This is a genomic window from Stutzerimonas stutzeri, assembly GCF_024448895.1.
Lineage (GTDB): Bacteria > Pseudomonadota > Gammaproteobacteria > Pseudomonadales > Pseudomonadaceae > Stutzerimonas > Stutzerimonas stutzeri_Q.
The window spans coordinates 157,841-180,142 of sequence record NZ_JAMOIC010000003.1 but is presented as its reverse complement, the minus strand read 5'-3'; the positions used below and the strand labels follow the sequence as shown (position 1 = coordinate 180,142).

The following is a 22,302-nucleotide window of genomic DNA, read 5'->3' as shown; positions in this document are numbered from 1 at the left end:
TGCCGTCGCGCCTCATGGCGCTGTTCGGTTAAGGCGCCCGGGTTGGCTCCGGGCGCACTCCGTGTGCTTACAGGTTGTAGCCACGCTCGTTGTGCAAGCTGAGATCAAGGCCGATGGTTTCTTCCTCTTCGCTGACGCGCAGGCCCATCACCATGTCGATCACCTTGAGAATCACGAAGGTGACGATGGCGGTGTAGACGACCGTGAAGAGCACGCCCTTGAACTGAATCCACAGTTGCAGCGCGATGTTCTCCACCTCGCCGAAGCCGCCCAGTGCCGGGGCCGCGAACACACCAGTGAGCAACGCACCGACGATGCCGCCTATCCCGTGCACGCCAAAGGCATCCAGAGAGTCGTCGTAACCGAGCTTGCGTTTGAGGCTGGTGGCGCAGAAGAAACAGATGACGCCCGAGGCGAGACCGATAATCAGCGCGCCCATTGGACCGACCGTGCCGGCTGCCGGGGTCACCGCGACCAGACCGGCCACGACGCCGGAAGCGATACCCAGCGCGCTGGGTTTGCCGTGGGTCATCCACTCGGCAAACATCCAACCCAGAGCAGCAGCAGCCGTGGCGATCTGAGTGACCAGCATCGCCATACCGGCGGTGCCGTTGGCGCCCAGCGAAGAGCCTGCATTGAAGCCGAACCAGCCGATCCAGAGCATGGCGGCGCCGACAAGGGTCAGGCCTAGGTTGTGCGGTGCCATCGCCGTGGTCGGGAACCCTTTGCGCTTGCCCAACACGATGCACGCCACCAGACCCGCGATACCGGCGTTGATATGGACTACCGTGCCGCCAGCGAAATCGAGTACTCCCCAGTCCCACATAAGACCGCCGTCGCCGCCCCAGACCATGTGTGCGATCGGTGCGTAGACAAGGGTGAACCACACGGTCATGAACACGAGCATCGCGGAGAATTTCATGCGCTCGGCGAAGGCTCCGACGATCAGCGCCGGGGTAATGATGGCGAAGGTCATCTGAAAGGTGATGAAGACGCTCTCCGGCACGGTGCCGGTCAGACTGTCAGGCGTCAGACCGCTGAGAAACACACGACCCAGCCCGCCGACGAAGGAATTGAGATTGGTGACGCCCGCTTCCATGCCAGCCGTGTCGAATGCCAGGCTGTAGCCGTAGACCATCCAGAGGATGCTCATAAGGCCAGTGATGGCGAAACACTGCATCATCACCGAAAGAATGTTCTTGGAACGGACCATGCCGCCATAGAACAGCGCCAGGCCCGGAATCGTCATGAAGAGCACGAGCGCAGTGGCCGTGAGCATCCATGCCGTATCGCCTGAATCAAGCGTTGCCTCCTGCGCCATGGCAATGCCTGGGCTTATCAGAGACAAAAGGGCTCCTAGCCCTGCGAATTTTCGCAGAGTCATGGTTTTACTCCTGGGGCGTGGGGGTTCGTAGGCCTGCTAAGCAGGCAATCGCAAAACTTCGGTCGGCGCGTGGCGAAATCCAAGTCGCTCGCGACGCGTCGGGCCGTCAGATTGCGTCGGTATCGGTTTCGCCGGTGCGGATACGGATAGCCTGTTCCAGGTTCACGACGAAAATCTTGCCGTCGCCGATCTTCCCAGTGTTGGCCGCTTTGGTGATGGCTTCGATCACGCGATCGAGCTGGTCATCAGCGATGGCCACATCGATCTTCACTTTCGGCAGAAAATCGACCACATATTCAGCACCACGGTACAGCTCGGTGTGGCCCTTCTGGCGACCGAAACCTTTGACTTCGGTAACCGTGATGCCCTGAACGCCAATCTCGGACAGCGACTCGCGTACGTCGTCCAGCTTGAACGGCTTGATGATGGCAGTGACTAGTTTCATGAAAACTTCTCCCGTTTAGGTGGACTTGCCCCAGAAGTACGAACCCGGCTCAAGTCTAAGCGCAGTGTCTGGCTCTTGTAACGCGCCGGCGTTGCCGAGCGACCTTCCGACACCATCAACCGATCCGACGAAACGTCCCGAATCGCCTATGCACCGCAACCTGTCGGCGCATGCGTCAGGATGAACCAAGCAGAAACGATGCCAATTTTCTGAAACTCCCGATCTGACGCGCCGCGCACCGCGGTCGACCGGACGCAACTGAACAGAGGCGGAAAATGATGCACCTGAATGGTGCGATCGCCTGTCAGCCAATGCCCGCAAACGTGCACGCGGTCAAAAAAGGGCAGCCAGAGGAGCGTGCTACACTGCCCGCCGCTCAGAACACAGGTGATCAGCATGTTTCCACCAAAAGCTTTTCTCGACGCCATCGGCTCCCAGGCCTCACGCCTGTTCAATGGTGAGACGCCCCTGCCCCGCGCCGACATCGAGGCTCAGTTCAAGAGCATCTTGCAAAGCGCGCTGAGCAAGCTGGACGTAGTCAGCCGTGAAGAATTCGATACCCAGATGGTCGTTCTCGCCCGCACTCGCGCCCGTCTCGAAGCTCTCGAGGCCAAGGTCGCAGAAATGGAAGAAAAGCTGACGCCACCCGCCTCCGAATAAACCCGGCGGCAACGATCAAAGGAGTGATCGGATGTCCCTTGCAATAGTTCACAGCCGCGCCCAGGTTGGCGTGGAAGCGCCGACCGTCACGGTCGAGGCGCATCTCGCTAATGGCCTGCCCTCGCTCGCCCTGGTTGGTCTGCCGGAAACGGCAGTCAAGGAAAGTAAGGATCGCGTACGCAGCGCGATCCTTACCTCAGGCTTCGACTTCCCCGCTCGCCGTATCACATTGAATCTCGCCCCGGCTGACCTGCCCAAAGACGGCGGCCGCTTTGACCTCGCGATCGCCCTCGGCATTCTCGCTGCCAGTGCTCAGATCCCCGGGGACCGTCTGGATAGCCTCGAATGCCTCGGCGAATTGGCCCTGTCGGGCGCACTGCGGCCGGTCCAGGGCGTCTTGCCTGCTGCCCTCGCTGCACGCAAGGCCGGACGCGCGCTGCTGGTGCCGCGAGCAAACGCTGAAGAAGCAAGCTTGGCGTCCGGTCTGGTGGTGTACGCGGCGGACCATCTGCTCGAGGTCGCGGCACATTTCAACGGCGTGGCACCCATCGCCCCGTTCGAAGCCCAGGGGCTGCTGCGTCAGGTCCTGCCCTATCCGGACCTGGCCGATGTACAGGGTCAGATGGCCGCCAAGCGCGGCCTGCTGGTCGCGGCAGCCGGGGCGCACAATCTGCTTTTTTCAGGCCCTCCGGGCACCGGCAAAACGCTGCTCGCCAGTCGTCTACCGGGGCTGCTGCCACCGCTCGAAGAACAGGAAGCGCTGGAAGTCGCGGCAATCCAGTCGGTGGCCAGCCAGTCGCCACTGGAACACTGGCCGCAGCGACCCTTCAGACAGCCCCATCACAGTGCATCCGGACCGGCGCTGGTCGGTGGCGGAAGCCGCCCGCGGCCAGGTGAAATCACGCTCGCGCATCAGGGGGTGCTTTTTCTGGATGAATTGCCCGAATTCGACCGCAAGGTTCTGGAGGTGCTTCGAGAGCCGCTAGAGTCCGGTTGCATCGTCATCGCCCGCGCGCGAGACAAGGTGCGATTCCCGGCACGCTTCCAGCTGGTCGCAGCAATGAACCCCTGCCCGTGCGGTTATCTGGGTGACCCGAGCGGCCGCTGCCGCTGTTCGCCGGATCAGATCCAGCGCTACCGCGGCAAGCTATCCGGGCCGCTGCTCGACCGTATCGACCTGCACCTGACGGTGGCACGCGAGGCGACGGCGCTGAACGCCCCGCTTGCCAGTAACGAGACGACGCAACTCGTCGCCCAACAGGTGACCGATGCGCGGCGCATCCAGCTGCAGCGCCAGGGCTGCGCTAACGCGTTTCTCGACCTGACCGGATTGCGCAGCCACTGCCAGCTGCAGCCCGAAGATCAATCATGGCTCGAACGAGCCTGCGAACGGCTCGGCCTGTCGCTGCGTGCTGCTCACCGGATACTGAAAGTGGCACGAACGCTGGCTGATCTGCAGCAGGCCGAGTCCATTGGACGTCCACACCTGGCCGAGGCGTTGCAGTATCGCCCCGGCAGCCAGGGCAGCTGAACCGATACGCCAAAGAGACACGAGCCAGCCGAATTTACCTGGCTCGACAGGCCGGTGATCATTGGCGGTTGCCGCCGCACCCTGCTCATTACGGCGCTCGAAGACAAAAGCCAGCTGTTGATCAAGGCCGAACGATCCAGTCTGATCCTGACCAATATGTTAGGTTACGTCCTCTTCGCCACAGGCGGCCACTCCCTAATCGGTAATCAAAGGAGCGCAGCATGGAGGCCAACACGTCTTCCTCTCCCACTCTCAACCCTCCCGTTTTCTACGGCTCTGCCGTCCTGATCCTGGCGCTGGTCCTCTACAGCGTCACCGCTCCCGAACATGCCCAGGGGCTGTTCAGCGAAGTCCAGGCATGGATCATCGCCAACGTCAGCTGGTTCTATATCCTCGCGGTGGCAATCATCCTGCTGACCGTCGTGCTGTTGGCATTCAGTCGCTATGGTGAAATCAAGCTAGGCCCGGATCACAGCGAGCCCGACTACAACTACCTGACCTGGTTTTCGATGCTGTTTTCGGCCGGCATGGGGATCGGCCTGATGTTCTTCGGCGTCGCCGAACCGGTGATGCACTTCCTCACGCCCCCGGTAGGTGAAGGCGGTACTGCTACCGCGGCCCGCGATGCGATGAAGATCACGTTCTTCCACTGGGGCCTGCATGCCTGGGCCATCTACGCCATCGTTGCGATGATCCTGGCCTACTTCAGTTTTCGACAAGGCCTGCCACTGACCCTGCGCTCAGCCCTGTACCCCCTGATCGGCGAACGCATCTACGGCCCTATTGGCCATGCGGTGGATATCTTCGCCATCATCGGTACGGTACTTGGCGTAGCCACCTCGCTTGGATTGGGCGTTACCCAGATCAACACCGGCCTTAATCACCTCTACGGCTTGCCCATATCAGTGCCGGTGCAGATCGCCCTGATTGCCGGCACGACGGTGCTGGCGACCATTTCGGTGGTGACCGGACTGGACAAGGGCGTACGTCGCCTCTCCGAGCTGAACCTCGGTCTGGCCGTGCTCTTGCTGCTGATCGTGTTGATCGCCGGCCCCACGGTTTTCATCATGCAGACCTTCGTGCAGAACACCGGCAACTACTTCTCCGAGATCGTCGCGGCCACCTTCAACCTCTACGCTTACGAGCCCAATGACTGGATCGGCGGCTGGACGCTGTTCTACTGGGGCTGGTGGTTGGCCTGGTCGCCCTTCGTCGGCCTGTTCATTGCGCGCATTTCGCGCGGGCGGACGATCCGCGAGTTCGTCACCGGCGTCTTGCTCGTGCCCACCGCTTTCACGCTGCTCTGGATGACGGTATTTGGTGACACGGCTATTCACATGATCCTCTGGGATCACGTCGACAGCCTGGGCGCCGCCATCGAGCGAGACAGTTCGCTGGCGCTATTCGCCTTCCTCGAACACTTTCCCTTCGCCTCCCTGCTGTCGCTGATCGCCATCATCATGGTGGTGGTGTTCTTCGTGACCTCTGCAGACTCCGGCGCGCTGGTGGTAGACATGCTCGCTTCCGGCGGTCAGGGCCAGACGCCCGTCTGGCAACGGATGTTCTGGGCAGGGTCCATGGGTGCCGTGGCTATCGCGCTGCTGCTCGCCGACGGGCTGACTGCTCTGCAAACCGCCACCATCGCCAGCGCCCTGCCATTCACCCTCGTGCTGCTCTGCGCCATGTGGGGGCTGCTCAAGGCGCTACGCGTCGACGCGACCAAGCAAGGGCTGCGTTATCAGGCGATCAGCAGCGCGCCCACAGCAGCGCCATCGGAAGGCGGCTGGCGCCGTCGGGTGCAGAACCTCACCAAATATCCGCGCCGCGGGGACGTGGAGCGCTTTCTCAGCGAAACCGTCGCGCCGGCCTGCGCCTCGGTTGCCGAAGAGCTGCGCAAGCAGGGTTACAGTGTCGAGCTGACCGAAGGCGAGGATCACCGCAACGGGCTGCAGATCACCCATGAAGGGGCGCCGGACTTCATCTATCAGGTGCGCCCGCGCGGCTATCCGATGCCAAGCTTCGTCGCCACCGAGAGCGACGGCGACGAGCCCACCTACTTCCGCGCCGAAGTCCACCTCAATGAAGGCGGGCAGAACTACGACGTGATGGGCTGGAGCCGGGAAGGCGTGATCGGCGACATCCTTGACCAGTACGAGAAGCACATGCACTTCCTGCACATGGTGCGGTAGCCGTCAGGCGCCGGGCGCAATGCCCGGCGCATTTACTCAGGCACTGGCGTGGGCCTCACGGCCTTCGGCCAGAAAGCGGCCCAGCTCCGCCAGGGGCAATGGCTTACTGATCAGATATCCCTGAACCTGATCCGCGCCGAAGCGTCGTAGCTGACCAAGCTGGGCCGCGCCCTCCACCCCCTCGGCCACGACTTCAAGACCCAGCTCATGGGCCAGACCGATCATCGCCCGCACCAGCCGACCATTCTGTGGGCGTGCATTCATCTGATCGACAAAGCTCTTATCGATCTTCAGCAAGCTGATGGGCAGGCGGCTGAGGTGCACGAATGATGAAAAGCCGGTACCGAAGTCGTCCAGGGAAAAGCGCACGCCCAGTGCCGCCAAGGCGTTCATGGTGCTGCGAACCTGATCGCTGCGACGCATGACGGCGGTTTCGGTAAGCTCGAACTCCAGCCAGTGCGGGTCCACCCCGCGCTCGTGGATCAGCCGCTCCAGCGTGGACAGCAGCTGGCTGTCCTGGAACTGCCGAAACGACAGATTGACCGCCATGTGCAGCTCGCCGGCTCCGCTTTCGCGCAGGCTCTGCATGTCACGCAGTGCCCGCGAGATGACCCAGTAACCCAGCGGCACGATGAGACCGCTCTCCTCGGCCATCGGGATGAACTCGTCAGGTGCCAGCAGTCCGCGTTCGGCATGAGGCCAGCGCACCAGCGCTTCCATGCCGACGATGCGCCCCGTTTCGATGCACAGCCTCGGCTGGTAATGCAGCTCCAGATCATCCCGTCGCAGTGCGCGGCGCAGTTCCCCTTCAAGGTCGGCCAGGTTGCCGGCGCTGCGGTTGACGCGTTCGTTGTAGAGATACCAGGTGCAACCCTGACTGGCCTTGGCGTGGCGCATCGCAATCTGTGCCAGCCACAGCAATTGGTCGGCATCGGTATCGGCTTTGGCGCGCGCAAGCCCAAGGCTGCAACCAAGCATCAGGCTCTCGCCATCGATCCAGTACGGCTCGGCCAGGGCTTCCATCAGCTGGTCAGCCAGTCGTTCGGCGCGCCCGGGGCGGGAGGCGTCCAGCAACACGGCGAATTCGTCACCGCCGAGTCGACCGAGCCGATCACCGACCTCCAGCTGCGCTTTCAATCGCGCCACCGTCTGGACGATCAGCCGATCACCGGCCTGGTGGCCAAGGGCATCGTTTACGCGTCGGAAATTGTCCAGATCGAGAACGCCCAGGACCAGCTCATCGCCGTCATGAGCCAGCAGCTCCGTCGCCATCAACGCCTGGAAGCCTTGGCGGTTGGCGATGCCGGTCAACGGATCCTGAATCGCCAGACGCTGCAGAATGCTCTGCAGATTGCAGCGTTCACGGGCGTAATGGATGCAGCGACGCAACAACTCCGGGTCGAACTGCGGCCCTACCAACCAGTCGATTACGCCATCGGGCGGTTCGACCGGGTTCTGTTCGACCAGTAGCACCGTTGGCCAAGGAAAGCGCCCTGATTCCGGGCGGTGCTGTGCAGTGGTGAGCAGCACGTTGATCCCGGCCTCGCTCAGCAAGGCGTTGGCGGCAGGCCAATCGGTCGCGACGACCAGCGGCTGCGGGCTGTGCAACGTTTTCAGCGCGGCCTGCAGACGCTCACGCCACTCCGGCTCGTCGGCGAGCAGAACCAGACGCAAAGATTTAACGGACGATGTCACTTTTGTTCCCCGATTCTTGCGGAGCAGTAAGGTGTGCAACCACCTTGAATTACACCTCCTTGTGTGAAGCGGGACGGCAGGCCGAGCGGCCTAAAGCGGGCGTCGGCGCATAGACTAGAGCATTGCACGGCATAACCCAGCCTCGCTGGCGACGACCGGTAGTTGCAGTCGCCGAGCAATCCCAATTCGAAGGGCCAGCCCTGCTAAACTCTCGCCCCCGCTTCAACAGACCAAACGACGATGTCCCGACTCAACCCCCGGCAGCAGGAAGCCGTGAACTACGTCGGCGGCCCCATGCTGGTGCTCGCCGGCGCCGGTTCCGGCAAGACCAGCGTGATCACTCGCAAGATCGCCTACCTTATCCAGCAGTGCGGCATCCGCGCTCAATACATCGTGGCCGTGACCTTCACCAACAAGGCCGCCCGCGAAATGAAGGAGCGCGTCAGCAGCTTGCTACGCGGCGGAGAAGGCCGCGGCCTGACAGTCTCGACCTTTCATAACCTCGGTCTGAACATCATTCGCAAGGAATACGCCAAGTTGGGCTACAAGCCCGGCTTTTCAATCTTCGACGAGGGTGACATCAAGGCACTGCTGACCGACATTATGCAAAAGGAGTATGCCGGCGATGACGGCGTGGACGAGATCAAGGGCTACATCGGCAGCTGGAAGAACGACCTGATCGTTCCTGAAGAAGCCCTGGCCAACGCGCGCAACCCGAAGGAACAGACTGCCGCCATCGTTTATACGCACTACCAGCGCACGCTCAAAGCCTACAACGCGGTGGACTTCGACGACCTCATCATGCAGCCGGTCAAGCTGTTCCAGAACCACCCCGAGGTGCTGGAGAAGTGGCGCAACAAGGTCCGCTACATGCTGGTGGACGAATATCAGGACACCAACGCCAGCCAGTATCTGCTGGTGAAGTTGCTGGTGCAGGAGCGCGCGCACTTCACCGTGGTCGGCGACGACGACCAGTCGATTTACGCCTGGCGTGGCGCTCGGCCGGAAAACCTGATGCAGCTGAAGGACGACTTCCCCTCGCTGAAGGTGGTGATGCTCGAGCAGAACTACCGTTCCACCAGCCGCATCCTCAAGTGCGCCAACGTGCTGATCGCCAATAACCCGCACGCGTTCGAGAAGCAGTTGTGGTCCGAAATGGGACATGGCGACGCGATACGGGTCATCCGCTGCCGCAACGAGGAAGCCGAGGCCGAGCGCGTGGCCATGGAAATCCTCACGCTGCACCTGAAGACCCAGCGGCCCTACAGCGACTTCGCGATCCTTTACCGTGGCAACTACCAGGCCAAGCTGATCGAGCTGAAGCTGCAGCATCATCAGATTCCCTATCGACTGTCCGGCGGCACCAGCTTCTTCGCCCGCCAGGAAGTGAAGGACCTGATGAGCTACTTCCGCCTCTTGGTCAATCCGGATGACGACAACGCCTTCCTGCGAGTCATAAACGTGCCGCGCCGGGAAATCGGCTCGACTACCTTGGAAAAACTCGGCAATTACGCTACAGAGCGCAAGGTCTCGATGTACACCGCGTGCGACGAGATGGGCCTCGGCGAGCATATGGACAGCCGCTTCACCGATCGCCTGTCGCGCTTCAAGCGCTACATGGACAACCTGCGCCAGCAATGTGCGCAGAACGACCCGATCGCCGCCCTGCGCAGCATGGTCATGGATATCGACTACGAGACCTGGGTGCGCCAGCAGACCTCCAGTGACAAGGCCGCGGACTTCCGCATGGGCAACGTCTGGTTCCTCATCGATGCTCTGAAGAACACCCTTGAGAAAGACGAAGAAGGCGAAATGACCATCGAGGAAGCCATCGCCAAACTGGTGTTGCGCGACATGCTCGAACGTCAGCAGGAAGAGGAAGAAGGCGCCGACGGCGTGCAGATGATGACCCTGCATGCGTCCAAAGGGCTGGAATTTCCTTACGTGTTCATCCTCGGCATGGAGGAGGAAATCCTCCCGCACCGCTCCAGCATCGAGGCCGACACCATCGAAGAGGAGCGCCGTCTGGCCTACGTGGGCATTACCCGCGCGCGGCAGAATCTGGCGATGACCTTTGCTGCCAAGCGCAAGCAGTACGGCGAAATCATCGAGTGCATGCCCAGCCGCTTTCTCGACGAACTGCCGCAGGAAGACCTGGAATGGGAAGGCCAGGAAGACGCGCCGGTGGAGGTCAAAGCCGCGCGCGGTAACGACGCACTGGCCGCCATGCGGGCAATGTTGAAGAAGTAGCAGCGCCTGCACGACTCAAGCAAACGTAGGGTGGATCACGCTTCACCGATCCACCGGGCGACGGCACGGGTTGCGCTCCACCAATTCGTGGGGCGGCGATTCAACGAGCGGGATCACGGTGGATGAAAAGAGCGTCATCCACCCTACCTGCTGACGACACCCGCCACATCGAACGGCGCTGCTGCGCTTTATGTAGGAGCGAGCTTGCTCGCGATCATGGCATTCGCGGGGCCGCGGATCGCCAGCAAGCTGGCTCCTACAGAACAGGTGGGGCCGTCTTGTCGTTTGGCATACCGCGCGGGCGGCTATCAGCCGGAGACAATCGCCTCCAACTCCCCAGCCGCCGCGCGCAAACGTGGCACGAACGCCAGCAGTTGCTCCATGCCACAGCGGATCACCGGCGCGTGGGTGAAGAGGCAGGCGCTCAGCTCACCGCGGGCATCGCGCACCGGCACGGCGCAGGCGACCATCCCGTCGATGAACTCCTCTGAATCGGTGGCCAGATCCTCTTCACGTATCCGCACGAGGTCGTCGCGCAAAGCGCTGAGATCAGTGAGGGTATTGCGCGCTATCTGCCGGATCGGCAGGCGCGGCAGGATGCGCTCCAGCTGCTCGTCCGGCAGCGAGGCGAGGTACAACTTGCCGCTGGCGGTGCACCAGAGCGGCGTGTGACTGCCGATGGGCAGATTGATCTGCAGCGGCCAATTGGTCTGCACGCGGTCGAAATAGAGCATGTCCAAGCCATCCGGCACCGACAGGCCGCAGGTTTCGCCGATCTCATCTGACAGCTGACGGAGAATCGCCTGCCGTAATGCCTTGTGCCGGCCGCTGCCCAGTATGTTCACCGCCGTCGCATGCAGCCGATCACCCGGTAGCAACCCGCCACGCAGGCCGAACTGCAGGAAGCCTTCCTTTTCCAGCGTCTGAACCAGTCGGTGGGCACTGGCTTTGGGAATGTCCAGCTTCTCCGCAAGCGCGCTGGGCGTCAGCGGCTCCGCAGCACAGGCCACAGCCTCGATGATTTCGAGCACGCGGGTGATGGACGAACCTTTTTCGCGGGAGCTACTGCGCATTGCCTGCCCTTTCCTTCGAAATAGAGAGTGCCCGGTCTGGGCGGCACGATTGTATCGGCAGGCAACACCGACGCAACCGAGCCGGCCGTTGACCGGGTTGGTCCTCCAGGGTGGGCTACAGCTCACCAGCTGGACGATCCATTCGATAGTGCTAGCGAACCAGACCCGTTGAGAATCGTCGCTGCCCATCGGCGGGCTGAAGCCCACCCAACTTGCTCACCGTACTTGCCACGTACTGCCCTGCCGTTCGAACGATGGCGCGCCAATCCGAGCGTTACGACTGTATTGGCCGGCGAGGTAACCGCTCACCCCGTAGGGTGGGCTTCAGCCCACCAATACGCATCGGTTTCAGACACATCTGTTGGCTGAAGCCCACTCAATGAGGCAGCGCTTTGTAGGAGCCAGCTTGCTGGCGATCAGCGACCAGGATCGCCAGCAAGCTGGCTCCTACCATGAGTCTGTGAATCCCGTTACTTCATCGTTGGCATGGAGAAGTCTGCCCCGGCACGGATGCCGGTGGGCCAGCGACGGGTCACGGTCTTCATGCGAGTGAAGAAACGCACGCCATCCGGACCATGCATGTTCAGCGGGCCGAAGATCGAGCGCTTCCAGCCGCCGAAGCAGTGGAAGGCCATCGGCACCGGGATCGGTACATTGACGCCGACCATCCCGACCTTGACCTCTTCCTCGTACTGGCGCGCAGTATCGCCGTCACGGGTGAAGATCGATGTGCCGTTGCCGAACTCATGGTCATTGACCAGCTTCAGCGCCTCGTCGAACGAGTTCACACGCATGACCGCCAGCACCGGGCCGAAGATCTCTTCCTTGTAGATGCGCATCTCGGGCTTCACCCGATCGAACAGCGTCGGGCCGACGTAGAAGCCGTTCTCGTATCCCTCGACCTTTAGCCCACGCCCATCGCAGACCAGCGTGGCGCCCTCCTCCACACCCAGATCGATATAGCTGACGACCTTCTGCTGATGCTCACGCGTCACCAGCGGACCCATGTGCGGCTCGGGCTCGACACCCGTACCCGGGCCGGTGCGCATCTGGCTGATCTCGGTCTTGATCATCTCGACCAGATTGTCCGCCACCTCATCACCCACACAGACCGCAACCGAAATGGCCATGCAGCGCTCGCCGGCCGAACCGTAGGCGGCGCCCATAAGCGAGCCGACCACCTGCTGCGGATCGGCGTCGGGCATGATCACCATGTGGTTCTTCGCGCCGCCCAGGGCCTGGCAGCGTTTGCCGTGCGCCGACGCAGTCGTATAGATGTATTCGGCGATTGGCGTCGAGCCGACGAAGCTCACCGACTGCACGCGCTCGTCGGTCAGCAGCACATCCACCGCTTCCTTGTCGCCGTTGACGATATTCAGCACGCCGGCCGGCAGCCCAGCCTCGGCCAGCAATTCACCGAGAAGCATGGTCGCGCTCGGGTCCTTTTCCGACGGCTTGAGGACGAAGCTATTCCCGCAGGCGATGGCCACCGGCAGCATCCACAGCGGCACCATCGCGGGGAAGTTGAACGGCGTGATGCCGACGCAGACGCCCAACGGCTGCATCAGCGAGTTCGAATCGATATCGCGACCGACGTTGGGTGAAAACTCGCCCTTGAGCAGATGTGGTATCCCGCAGGCAAACTCCACCACTTCCAGACCGCGAGTGACTTCACCCTGGGCATCGGAAAACACTTTGCCGTGCTCCATCGAGATCAGCCGGGCAACGTCGTCGCGACGCGCTTCCAGCAGCGCCTTGAAACGGAACATGACGCGCGCCCGCACCAGCGGCGGCGTTTTCGACCAGCCTTCGAAAGCTGCCTGGGCGGCGGCAATCGCTTCGCGGGTTTCGTCCGCCGAGGACAGCGAAACATACAGACGCGGCTCGCCGGTGGCCGGGTTGTAGACGGTGGCGTGGCGTTCAGAGCGGCCGGCGACGGCCTCGTTATTGATCAGGTTGCCGAGGGTCTGCATGGGGCTCACTCCTGGTTCCAGACGGTTTCATAAAGGTTGATGATTTCCGCTTCGCTGGGTACGCGCGGGTTGTTGCCCGGCGAGCCGGAAGCCAGCGCCTGCTTGGCCATGGTTTCGCGCAATTCGAAGAAGCGCTCACGGGTAATACCGAACCGCTCGGGGCTTGGCACCTGTAGCTCCTCATTGATCGCGCGCAGCTCGGTCAGCAGTTTGTCGTTGGCCACATCAACGCTGTCGGCCTCAGCGGCGACACCCATGGCACGGGAGCACTCGGCGTAGCGCTCGGGCGCCGCCGGAATCGAAAACGCTGTGATCGCTGGCAACAACATGGCGTTGGACAACCCGTGCGGCACATGGAAAAACGCACCGATAGGACGGCTCATGCCGTGCACCAGCGCCACCGAGGCATTGGAGAAAGCGATGCCGGCTAGCGTCGCGCCCAGCATCATCGCCTCGCGCGCCTGGCGATTGCCGGGTTCGTGGTAGGCCGCCCGAAGGTTGGGTGCCAACAAGCGCATGGCTTGCAGCGCCTGGGCATCGCTGTAGAGGCTGGCCTTGCGGCTGACGTAGGCCTCAATGGCATGGGTCAGCGCATCGATGCCGGTGTCGGCGGTTACCCGTGGCGGCAGCGACAGGGTCAGTTCGTAGTCGATCAAGGCGGCGACAGGCATGAAGCCGAGGCCGGCACAGAGCATTTTCTCGTCGCTGGTTTCGTCAGTGATGATCGTGAAGCGCGTGCCTTCCGAACCGGTGCCCGCCGTGGTGGGGATGGCGATGAGCGGCAATCCCGCTTCGCTCACATCGCGCGGGAAGCGGTAGTCGCGCATCTCGCCGCCGAACTTGCCAAGTATGCCGATGGCCTTGGCAGAATCGATGGGACTGCCGCCACCGAGCGCAATGATCGAATCGTAATCACCCTGACGAACCATCTCGACGCCCGCATGAATCGATGCCGCGGTTGGCTCTGGCAGGGTGTCGGCAAAACAATCGCTGCGGATATCAGCCTTGGCCAGGATCTCGCTGATCCGGGCCACGTAGCCCAGTTCGACCATCATTCGGTCGGCGACGATCAGTGGGCGTTTGCAGCTCAGGCTGTGCAGCACGGAAACGATCTGCTGAACGGCGCCAGCGCCAATTTCCATCAGACGCGGCAGGACGATGCGATTGCTCATGGTGCGCTCCGGTAGGGTTCGCGATGCACGTGGGACAGGTTTACGACCCGTCGAATAAGACGCTACGCGAACGGATTGCATGAGAAGACATCAGGTCTCGATTGAGAGGATTCGTCTCAGGTGGTCTTGAGACTAGAAAACAACGCACGCAAGTGCAATCTAAAACGAGACGATTTTTCTCGTTATTGATTTACAGGACAGCGCCGTCGGGAGGGAGCGGGACCGGATCGCCAGCAAGCTGGCTCCTACCAAGACTGGGATATGACTCTGGCGCGTGGATCTGCTTTTCGTAGGAGCCAGCTTGCTGGCGATCATCTGCACTGCGCGCAGAGATGAAGCCGCAGATTCATCAGATATTGGTGACGCGCGATTGATCAGGCAGTACCGGGGACTTCTCTAATAACCCGATCGCGCAGCCCCTCCAGCAGACCATCCCCCTCATCCTGCAAGCGCATGCGAGTCTGCGCGGCTTGGTCCCGGGCGGTAGGGTCATCCAGGCTCCCCATGTCCGCATCGACATTGATCAATGCAGCGCTGAGCCCCGAATGGATAAGCACAGCGCCGGCCTGAGCATCGCTTTGCACGTTCGGATCGGTAAGGGGCCAGGCTTTGACGGCAAGGTCGAGCGCTTCCAGGCAGCAGTGGGCCAAGGCAAGGGGCACAGCACAGGCCTGCCGAGAGGCCGCCTGTTTCTGCTCCGGCTCACCTGCTCGGGCAGCGTCCAAATAACCGCGGAAGGCCTGAACGTCATCGTCAGCGAAAGCGCCCGGCCTGCCCAAGAGCGATTCCGACGCTTGCAACAGCTCGAGCCTGGCCGGTTCGGAGCCGTGGGCCTCGCTGATGCGCAACCCCTTCACCACCAGCGCAAGGCCTATATCAGCTGTGACAGCCGCTACCGCGCCACAACCCGGCGTCGGCTGGCGGGCGGCCGTGGCCTCCCTGAATTCAGCCAGCCGTTGCGTCCAGACGCTTGCGCCCTCGCTCATGAAAGTCAGACGGCTCGCGCGCTGCCATCACCCCAGTGCAGCAGCACATCGAGCATGCGGTTGGAGAAGCCCCACTCGTTGTCGTACCAGGCCATCACCTTGACCAGTTCCCCCTGCACGCGGGTCTGGCTGAGGTCCGCTACGCAGGACGCGGGATAGCCATTGAAGTCGCAGGACACCAGCGCCTCCTCATTGCACTCCATGACGCCGGCCGGCATCTTCAGCGCGCCCTCGCGCAGGATCTGATTGATCGCCTCGACGCTTTCCGGCGGGTTTTCGGCAACGAAGGTGAGGTCGACGAGGGACACATTCGGCGTCGGCACCCGCACCGACAGGCCATCCAGGCGTCCCGCCAGTTCCGGCAGCACCAGCCCGATCGCCTTGGCGGCACCGGTGGTGGACGGGATCATCGACAGCGCCGCAGCACGCGCCCGATAGAGATCGCTGTGCGCCTTGTCTAGCAGGTTCTGGTCGTTGGTATAGGAGTGCACGGTGTTGAGCAGACCCTGACGAATGCCGACCGCCTCGTGCAGCACCTTGGCTAGCGGCGCCAGGCAGTTGGTTGTACAGGACGCATTGGAAATGACTCGCTGATCGCTCAGCAGCTGGTGGTTCACGCCGTACACCACGGTCAGGTCGGCGCCATCGAGCGGATGCGAGGCGAAGACCCGTGCTGCACCGGCCTGCAGGTGTTGCTCAATCAGCGCGCGCTTCTTGAATTTGCCGGTGCACTCGAGCACCACGTCGACGCCCAATTCCTTCCACGGCAGCTTGGTCGCATCCCGCTCGGCCAGCAGGCGGATCGCCTGGCCGCGCACCACCATCGATTCGCCTTCCAGCTCTACCGGCTCGGGAAAACGACCAAAGGTCGAATCGAAGCGCGTGAGGTGCACAAGGGTTTTGTGGTCGCTGAGATCATTGATGGCAACGACCTGTACCTGATCCTGCAGTCCACGCTCGAACAGCGCTCGTACGACGGCGCGGCCGATACGCCCATACCCATTGATGGCAATACGTAGCATGCAAATCTCCTCGCGGGGGGTTGAAAGCCAGTTGTTAGCTTAGGTCGAGTATCCACCCCTTGCGTTCACCGCGCACCGACCCGGATCAACAAAGCGGCGAACCCAGGTGCCGCTTGTCAGTCGTAAACCTGACAGAGCGGCCGAGCACCTTCGGCTGAGACCTGCGACAAATGGGGGTGTGAGGCATGAGCGAGACAACCCAGGCACCGTGGTGGAAGGGCGCGACCGTCTATCAGATCTACCCGCGATCCTTTGCAGACAGCAACGGAGACGGCATCGGCGACCTCAACGGCGTGCTGCGCCACCTCGATCATTTGCAGGCGCTAGGCGTCGATGCGCTGTGGCTGTCCCCAATCTTCCGCTCACCCATGGCCGATGCCGGCTACGACATCAGCGACTACTGCGACATCGATCCGCTGTTCGGTTCGCTGGCCGATATCGACCGGCTGATTGCCGAGGCCCACGCCCGCGGTATCCGCGTGCTGCTGGATTTTGTGCCCAATCACACGTCCGACGAGCACCCCTGGTTCGTCGAGTCGCGCAGCTCGCGAGACAACCCCAAGCGCGACTGGTATGTCTGGCGCGACCAGCCGAACAACTGGCGCGCCGCGCTGGGCGCCGGCAGCGCCTGGACCTGGGACGAGCACGCCCAGCAGTATTACCTGCACCTTTTCCTCGCCAAGCAGCCGGACCTTAACTGGCGCAACCCCGAGGTGGTCGAGGCGATGCACGACGTGCTGCGCTTCTGGCTCGACCGCGGCGTGGACGGCTTTCGCATCGACGTCATTCACTGCACCGGTAAGGACCCGAGCTTCGCCGACGACCCGCGGTGCCAGGCCGGTCAACCGCTCTCGGACTTCAACGATCAGCCCTACAGCCACGAAGTGCTGCGTGGTCTGCGCAAGCTCGTCGACAGCTATCCCGGCGACCGCATGCTGGTGGGTGAGGTGAACATCCGCTCAACCGAACGGGTGCTGCAATACTACGGCGCTGGGGATGAGCTGCACCTGGCCTTTAACTTCAACCCGCTGGATGCGCCCTGGGATCCGGTCATGTTTCGCACCTGCATCCGCGAGGTCGAGCACTGGCTGCAGCCGGCCGGTGCCTGGCCGACCTGGGTGCTTTCCAACCACGATAACGTGCGTCAGCGCAGCCGCTATCAGGGCTCCGAGCGAGCCGCCCGTGCCGCTGCGGTAATGCTGCTCACACTGCGCGGCACGCCTTTCATTTATCAGGGTGAGGAGTTGGGGTTGGAAGACGCGGTTATTACCGCCGAAACCCGAACCGATCCGGGTGGCCGCGATGGCTGCCGGGCGCCGATTCCCTGGCGGGCCGAACCGCCCCATGGATGGGACGGCGCGACGCCGTGGCTGCCCTTCCCTCCTGAGGCGGACGAGCTCGCGGCCGAGCGGCAGACCGGTGAGGCGAACTCCATGTTCGCGCTCTACCAGCGGCTACTTGCCGCGCGCAAGGCCAGCCCGGCGCTGCACCACGGCGATTTCGAAGAACTGGCCTCACACCCCGAAGTGCTCGCCTACCGCAGGCACTTAGGCGGCGACCAGCGACTGGTCTGCATTAACTTCTCGGATCAGCCCCACGCACACCCGCACGCCGGAGAATGGCACCTCGAGATCGCCAGTGACGGCGTCGGTGAAGGCGCTCCCTACAACGGCACCCTTAACCCAGGGCAGGCCGTCGTGCTGCGCCCAACGGAGAACTGAGCATGCGTCCACTCTGGTACCGCAACGCGGCGATCTATCAGATCGATCCCACCCTGTTTCGTGACAGTAATGGAGACGGCTGCGGCGATTTGCGCGGCATCACCGAGCGACTCGACTACATTCGCGGCCTCGGGTGCACGGCCGTGTGGCTGATGCCGTTCTATCAATCGCCATTCGACGACGCTGGCTACGACATCACTGACCATCTGCAGGTGGACAAACGCTTCGGTGATCTGGCCGACATCGTCGCTCTGCTGGAGAAGGCTGAAGAGCTGGGCCTGCACGTCATCATCGAGCTGGTAGTGCAGCACACGTCCATCCAGCACAAGTGGTTTCAGGAGGCGCGCCGTGACCGCGAGTCGCCCTACCGTGACTACTACATATGGGCCGACGAGCCAGACGACTTCATGGAGCCTATTTTCCCGACGGTCGAAGACAGCATCTGGACCTGGGACGAGGAAGCCGGCCAGTACTACCGCCATCTGTTCTACAAGCACGAGCCGGATCTGGACCTGACCAACCCGAAGGTCATCCACGAGATCGAGCGGATCATGTCGTTCTGGCTGCGGCTGGGCGTCTCCGGTTTCCGCATCGACGCCGCGGTGCACATGGTGCGCCAGGCCGGCGGCGGTGAACTGGAAAAAGGCTATTGGCTGCTTGAGCACATGCGCGACTTCGTCACCATGCGCCGGCCTGAAACCGTGCTGCTGGGCGAGATCGACACTGATCCGGAAAAATACGTCGAATACTTCGGCGACGAGGCCGATCGCGTCACCCTGCTGCTGGACTTCTGGACCAACAACCACCTGTTCCTGTCCCTGGCACGCCAGCAGGCCGAGCCGCTAGTGCGCGCCCTGAACAGCCAGCCGCTGCCGCCCAGCCATTCGCAATACGCGCTGTGGATCCGCAACCACGACGAGCTGAGCCTCGACCGGCTGGAGGAGGATGAGCGCAAAGAGGTGATGGACACCTTCGCCCCTGACGAGAACATGCGCGCGTACAACCGCGGCATTCGTCGACGTCTCGCACCGATGCTTGACGGCGACGAGCGACGCATCGCGGCCACCCACGCCCTGCTCTTCTCGCTGCCCGGCACGCCGATCATTCGCTACGGCGAGGAAATCGGCATGGGCGATGACCTCGACCGCCCCGAGCGACTTGCCGTACGCACGCCCATGCAGTGGTCCAACGAACCCAACGCCGGGTTCTCCTGTACCAAAGGTGAGCTAGCCGCACCGGTGATCGACGAAGGGCCCTTCTCGTACGAGAAGATCAACGTGTTCGCCCAAACCCTGCGCAGCGACTCGCTGATGGCGCGCACCGGCAACATGATCCGCACGCGCATCGGCCTGCGCGAGATTGGCATCGGCAAGCGCACAACGGTCGAGGTGAACGACCCCGCCGTCTTTGCCATCCGCCATGACAACGGCTCCACGGTGCTGATGCTGGTCAATCTCGCCGACAAGGAGACTACCGTCGAGATCACCGCGGACGACCTTCAGGACATGGTCGATGTGCTCGCCGACTGCGATTACGGGCAGCCGGAAGGTTCGCCGCTAAAGCTGAAACTGGGGCCGTACGGCTACCGCTGGCTGCGGCGCAAGCAGCAGTTGTTCGGCTGACTAGCCTATGATCCGGCAACTCGATGCATCGCATTGGCGCGCGTGGCACGGCGAGAGCTTTCCCGACGACTGCTGGCAGGTGCGCGGCGATGAGCTGCATGCCATTGCCGGCACCCGGCGAATCGACCTGATCTCGCTGGATCGTTATCGGGATTTCACGCTTCGCTTCGAGTTCGCACTGCCGGTGGGCGGTAACTCCGGCGTGTTCTGTCGCGTCGAAGAGGACGCCGACCTGAGCTGGCACAGCGGTCCGGAGATGCAGCTGCTCGATGATCGCGGTCATCCCGATGGCCGTGTACCTGAGACCCGCAACGGTGCCCTGTATGGGCTACAACCGCCGGAAGGGGAAACCCAGCTGGTTCCCGACCAGTTCATCGAAACGGCGCTAAGCGTTTGCGACGGTGAGGTCGAACACTGGCTGGGAGGCCGACGCGTTCTGCGCTATCGGCTGGATGACCCGGCGCTTCGCATGCGGATCGCCGACAGCAAGTTCAGCGGCTATCCACGCTTCGCCCAAGCGAAAGAAGGCCACATCGTGCTGCAGCACCATGGCGAGGCAGCGCGCTTTCGCCGCCTGTCGATAGAAACACCGGACTGAACGGTCCACTTGGACCCGCGCATGGAATTAGGCGAGAATGCGCGGCTTTCCAGGCTGCGGAAAGCAGTGACGAACGGATATTGGATCGAAACGAGCTGGGCGCTCGCCACCATGGCGCAGCGCCCAGCTGGCTTTTCGACCTCCGATTCGTCAGGTGAACCCGGCCGCCCACGCTTGAGGTAGCGCGTTCGTGGAACAGCTGAAACAGAAGATCCGCAATGAAGGCATCGTACTCTCCGACCGCGTGCTCAAGGTCGATGCCTTCCTGAACCATCAGATAGACCCCGTGTTGATGCAGCAGATCGGCCAGGAATTTGCCCGCCGATTCCGCGATGATGGCATCACCAAGATCGTCACCATCGAAGCCTCGGGCATCGCGCCAGCAATCATGGCGGGTCTGGAGCTGGGCGTGCCGGTGATCTTCGCCCGCAAGCATCAATCACTGACGCTGACCGATCACCTGCTCACCGCCTCGGTGTATTCCTTCACCAAGCAGGTTGAAAGCACCATCGCCATCTCCACCAATCACCTGTCGCCCAGCGACCGGGTACTGGTCATCGATGATTTCTTGGCCAACGGCAAGGCGGCGAAAGGGCTTATCTCGATCATCCAGCAGGCCGGCGCAAGCATCGCCGGGCTCGGTATCGTCATCGAGAAGTCTTTCCAGGCCGGCCGCCATGAACTCGAAGAAGCAGGCTTTCGCGTTGAGTCATTGGCCCGCGTTGCAGCGCTTAGCGACGGTGAAGTGGTGTTCGTCGAGTAAGCGCCGCTCGCTTTACTCGTTGCGCCAGAGGCTGACCAGCGCGCCCTGGGTGCCGGCGACCGGATCGCTTACCGGTACGCCGACCCGCTGCGCGCGCAACCGAGCCTCGTCATGGCTGCTTTCGTCCGGGCGCAGCAGATCGTATTGCTGCTCTATCGGATAACCACCGACTACCTCGAAATCCTCACTGGCGCTCAGTTGGCAATGTCCAGTGCCGGCAGGCAGCACCAGCGCGTCCCCCGCACTCACCTCCACTTCCTGACCGTGCTCGCCGCCCAGCATCAGCCGCGCCGATCCGCGCGAAACGCCAAGCACCTCGTGCGCGGTGGAATGGTAGTGGTGGTAGTCGTACACACCCGCTCGCCATTGCGCCGGCCACAGGTGGCTGTTGAACAGGTTTTCGAACGCGCTGGCGTAGTCGTTACCAGCCAAGGGCAGCTGACGGTAAACCAGCACCGGGTGGGCGCTGTTCGGCGTGCGACCATCGCTGGAAAAATGCAGCTGCTCGGGTTGCGGGGCGGAACTGGGCATGGGCACCTCATCGAATGCCGAGGGCGTCAATGAAACCCTCGGGAAGGGATTTGGAGTTTCGACCCGGCACCGAGCGGCTTTGCTCCCGCCAGAAACGACAAAGCCGCCCGAAGGCGGCTCAGTGTGACCGGCTGGCGCTTGAGGGCGCCTTTTACAGACCGGACATATGCTTGATGGCACCCAACAGCTCGTCATCCGAGCAGTCGGCACATGTGCCCTTTGGCGGCATGGCGTTGATGCCACTGATGGCATGCTTGAGCAGACCATCCAGCCCACCTGCCGCATCGGCACGCGCAGTCCAGGCAGCGCTATCGCCGGTTTTCGGTGAATTCAGCAGGCCGGACCCGTGGCAAGCAGTGCAGAATTTGCCGTACACGTCCTCACCGCTGCGAGCAGCGCCGCCAGCGGCGGCAGTCGCACCACCTGCAGCGGCGCACTCCTCACCTTGAATACATACTTCGCCCACCGGCTTGAGTCGCTCGGCGATGTCATCGTTGGTCGCAGCCTGAGCGCTCATTGCCCACAGGGCCACTACGGTAGCCTGTGCTACCAGGATCTTCTTAATCAGGTTCACCTTATACCCTCATGTGGCTAGATTCGCCCGCGGCCACGGTATCGCGAGCGGCGGTCAGTATAACGGCAAGCCATGCCCGCCGAAACAATACGAATGGCCCGCCCATCCTAAGC

General features: G+C 62.4%; 19 protein-coding genes. 8 read left to right on the top strand and 11 right to left on the bottom strand.

Annotated elements, in window-relative coordinates; genetic code table 11:
• Nucleotides 1-67: 67 nt before the first annotated feature.
• From NA619_RS04850 to NA619_RS04840, 3 genes are all read right to left on the bottom strand, one after another.
• The gene (locus NA619_RS04850; RefSeq protein WP_255960504.1) at nucleotides 68-1,384 is read right to left on the bottom strand and encodes an ammonium transporter; all 1,317 of its coding nucleotides are present in this window, start codon (nucleotides 1,382-1,384) and stop codon (nucleotides 68-70) included.
• A gap of 106 nt (nucleotides 1,385-1,490) precedes the next feature.
• Nucleotides 1,491-1,829 (bottom strand): P-II family nitrogen regulator, encoded by a 339-nt coding sequence (gene glnK, locus NA619_RS04845; RefSeq protein ID WP_003096476.1) that lies wholly within the window; start codon nucleotides 1,827-1,829, stop codon nucleotides 1,491-1,493.
• Nucleotides 1,830-1,975: 146 nt separating this feature from the next.
• Entirely contained in the window at nucleotides 1,976-2,227 is a 252-nt protein-coding gene (locus tag NA619_RS04840; protein ID WP_255960499.1) for a hypothetical protein, read from the bottom strand.
• On the opposite strand from NA619_RS04840, the gene NA619_RS04835 reads away from it, so the two are divergent.
• The 3 genes from NA619_RS04835 (at nucleotide 2,226) to NA619_RS04825 (ending at nucleotide 6,209) form a co-directional block, all read left to right on the top strand.
• Nucleotides 2,226-2,489 (top strand): accessory factor UbiK family protein, encoded by a 264-nt coding sequence (locus tag NA619_RS04835; RefSeq protein WP_255960484.1) that lies wholly within the window; start codon nucleotides 2,226-2,228, stop codon nucleotides 2,487-2,489. The two genes, NA619_RS04840 and NA619_RS04835, sit on opposite strands and share 2 nt — an antisense overlap.
• 31 nt (nucleotides 2,490-2,520) lie before the next feature.
• On the top strand, nucleotides 2,521-4,020 hold the full coding sequence (locus NA619_RS04830) for a YifB family Mg chelatase-like AAA ATPase (protein ID WP_255960480.1): 1,500 nt from the start codon (nucleotides 2,521-2,523) through the stop codon (nucleotides 4,018-4,020).
• Nucleotides 4,021-4,241: 221 nt separating this feature from the next.
• Nucleotides 4,242-6,209: a BCCT family transporter gene (locus NA619_RS04825; RefSeq protein WP_255960477.1), complete on the top strand. Its 1,968-nt coding sequence runs from the start codon at nucleotides 4,242-4,244 to the stop codon at nucleotides 6,207-6,209.
• A 36-nt stretch (nucleotides 6,210-6,245) separates the two neighbouring features.
• On the opposite strand, the gene NA619_RS04820 is transcribed toward NA619_RS04825, so the two are convergent.
• Complete coding sequence (locus tag NA619_RS04820; protein WP_255960832.1) at nucleotides 6,246-7,883, bottom strand: putative bifunctional diguanylate cyclase/phosphodiesterase; 1,638 nt, start codon at nucleotides 7,881-7,883, stop codon at nucleotides 6,246-6,248.
• A 261-nt stretch (nucleotides 7,884-8,144) separates the two neighbouring features.
• On the opposite strand from NA619_RS04820, the gene rep reads away from it, so the two are divergent.
• Entirely contained in the window at nucleotides 8,145-10,154 is a 2,010-nt protein-coding gene (rep, locus tag NA619_RS04815) for a DNA helicase Rep (protein WP_255960475.1), read from the top strand.
• Between the two features lie 308 nt (nucleotides 10,155-10,462).
• Here rep and NA619_RS04810 read toward each other — a convergent pair whose 3' ends face one another.
• The 5 genes from NA619_RS04810 to gap form a co-directional block, all read right to left on the bottom strand.
• Nucleotides 10,463-11,227 carry an IclR family transcriptional regulator gene (locus NA619_RS04810; protein WP_255960473.1) on the bottom strand — a complete coding sequence of 255 codons (765 nt, stop codon included), beginning with the start codon at nucleotides 11,225-11,227 and terminating at the stop codon, nucleotides 10,463-10,465.
• A 470-nt stretch (nucleotides 11,228-11,697) separates the two neighbouring features.
• A complete protein-coding gene (locus NA619_RS04805) occupies nucleotides 11,698-13,200 on the bottom strand; it encodes a CoA-acylating methylmalonate-semialdehyde dehydrogenase (protein ID WP_255960471.1) in 1,503 nt (500 codons plus the stop codon).
• Nucleotides 13,201-13,205: 5 nt separating this feature from the next.
• Nucleotides 13,206-14,372 carry an iron-containing alcohol dehydrogenase gene (locus NA619_RS04800; protein ID WP_255960469.1) on the bottom strand — a complete coding sequence of 389 codons (1,167 nt, stop codon included), beginning with the start codon at nucleotides 14,370-14,372 and terminating at the stop codon, nucleotides 13,206-13,208.
• 374 nt (nucleotides 14,373-14,746) lie between these two features.
• Entirely contained in the window at nucleotides 14,747-15,358 is a 612-nt protein-coding gene (locus tag NA619_RS04795) for a cyclodeaminase/cyclohydrolase family protein (protein WP_255960466.1), read from the bottom strand.
• A gap of 5 nt (nucleotides 15,359-15,363) precedes the next feature.
• Entirely contained in the window at nucleotides 15,364-16,380 is a 1,017-nt protein-coding gene (gene gap / locus NA619_RS04790; RefSeq protein ID WP_255960464.1) for a type I glyceraldehyde-3-phosphate dehydrogenase, read from the bottom strand.
• Nucleotides 16,381-16,565: 185 nt separating this feature from the next.
• Between gap and NA619_RS04785 the strand changes: the two genes are divergently transcribed.
• From NA619_RS04785 to xpt, 4 genes are all read left to right on the top strand, one after another.
• Complete coding sequence (locus NA619_RS04785) at nucleotides 16,566-18,101, top strand: alpha-amylase family glycosyl hydrolase (RefSeq protein ID WP_255960462.1); 1,536 nt, start codon at nucleotides 16,566-16,568, stop codon at nucleotides 18,099-18,101.
• 2 nt (nucleotides 18,102-18,103) lie between these two features.
• The gene (locus NA619_RS04780) at nucleotides 18,104-19,723 is read left to right on the top strand and encodes an alpha-amylase family protein (protein ID WP_255960460.1); all 1,620 of its coding nucleotides are present in this window, start codon (nucleotides 18,104-18,106) and stop codon (nucleotides 19,721-19,723) included.
• A gap of 7 nt (nucleotides 19,724-19,730) precedes the next feature.
• Entirely contained in the window at nucleotides 19,731-20,321 is a 591-nt protein-coding gene (locus tag NA619_RS04775) for a 3-keto-disaccharide hydrolase (protein ID WP_255960458.1), read from the top strand.
• 190 nt (nucleotides 20,322-20,511) lie between these two features.
• Nucleotides 20,512-21,084 (top strand): xanthine phosphoribosyltransferase, encoded by a 573-nt coding sequence (xpt, locus tag NA619_RS04770; protein WP_255960456.1) that lies wholly within the window; start codon nucleotides 20,512-20,514, stop codon nucleotides 21,082-21,084.
• Nucleotides 21,085-21,096: 12 nt separating this feature from the next.
• Here the strand turns inward: xpt and NA619_RS04765 are convergent, their stop codons facing one another.
• On the bottom strand, nucleotides 21,097-21,615 hold the full coding sequence (locus NA619_RS04765; protein ID WP_255960454.1) for a cupin domain-containing protein: 519 nt from the start codon (nucleotides 21,613-21,615) through the stop codon (nucleotides 21,097-21,099).
• A 151-nt stretch (nucleotides 21,616-21,766) separates the two neighbouring features.
• On the bottom strand, nucleotides 21,767-22,189 hold the full coding sequence (locus tag NA619_RS04760; protein ID WP_255960451.1) for a c-type cytochrome: 423 nt from the start codon (nucleotides 22,187-22,189) through the stop codon (nucleotides 21,767-21,769).
• Between the last annotated feature and the right edge of the window lie 113 nt (nucleotides 22,190-22,302).

Excerpts from the sequence above, each read along its gene's own strand:
- NA619_RS04800 (WP_255960469.1), bottom strand. The coding sequence starts at position 14,372 with ATGAGCAATCGCATCGTCCTGCCGCGTCTGATGGAAATTGGCGCTGGC.
- gap (WP_255960464.1), bottom strand. The coding sequence starts at position 16,380 with ATGCTACGTATTGCCATCAATGGGTATGGGCGTATCGGCCGCGCCGTC.
- NA619_RS04825 (WP_255960477.1), top strand. The coding sequence starts at position 4,242 with ATGGAGGCCAACACGTCTTCCTCTCCCACTCTCAACCCTCCCGTTTTC.
- NA619_RS04840 (WP_255960499.1), bottom strand. The coding sequence starts at position 2,227 with ATGCTGATCACCTGTGTTCTGAGCGGCGGGCAGTGTAGCACGCTCCTC.
- NA619_RS04765 (WP_255960454.1), bottom strand. The coding sequence starts at position 21,615 with ATGCCCAGTTCCGCCCCGCAACCCGAGCAGCTGCATTTTTCCAGCGAT.
- NA619_RS04780 (WP_255960460.1), top strand. The coding sequence starts at position 18,104 with ATGCGTCCACTCTGGTACCGCAACGCGGCGATCTATCAGATCGATCCC.
- NA619_RS04795 (WP_255960466.1), bottom strand. The coding sequence starts at position 15,358 with ATGAGCGAGGGCGCAAGCGTCTGGACGCAACGGCTGGCTGAATTCAGG.
- NA619_RS04805 (WP_255960471.1), bottom strand. The coding sequence starts at position 13,200 with ATGCAGACCCTCGGCAACCTGATCAATAACGAGGCCGTCGCCGGCCGC.
- rep (WP_255960475.1), top strand. The coding sequence starts at position 8,145 with ATGTCCCGACTCAACCCCCGGCAGCAGGAAGCCGTGAACTACGTCGGC.
- NA619_RS04810 (WP_255960473.1), bottom strand. The coding sequence starts at position 11,227 with ATGCGCAGTAGCTCCCGCGAAAAAGGTTCGTCCATCACCCGCGTGCTC.
- NA619_RS04835 (WP_255960484.1), top strand. The coding sequence starts at position 2,226 with ATGTTTCCACCAAAAGCTTTTCTCGACGCCATCGGCTCCCAGGCCTCA.
- NA619_RS04785 (WP_255960462.1), top strand. The coding sequence starts at position 16,566 with ATGAGCGAGACAACCCAGGCACCGTGGTGGAAGGGCGCGACCGTCTAT.
- NA619_RS04850 (WP_255960504.1), bottom strand. The coding sequence starts at position 1,384 with ATGACTCTGCGAAAATTCGCAGGGCTAGGAGCCCTTTTGTCTCTGATA.
- glnK (WP_003096476.1), bottom strand. The coding sequence starts at position 1,829 with ATGAAACTAGTCACTGCCATCATCAAGCCGTTCAAGCTGGACGACGTA.
- NA619_RS04775 (WP_255960458.1), top strand. The coding sequence starts at position 19,731 with ATGATCCGGCAACTCGATGCATCGCATTGGCGCGCGTGGCACGGCGAG.
- NA619_RS04830 (WP_255960480.1), top strand. The coding sequence starts at position 2,521 with ATGTCCCTTGCAATAGTTCACAGCCGCGCCCAGGTTGGCGTGGAAGCG.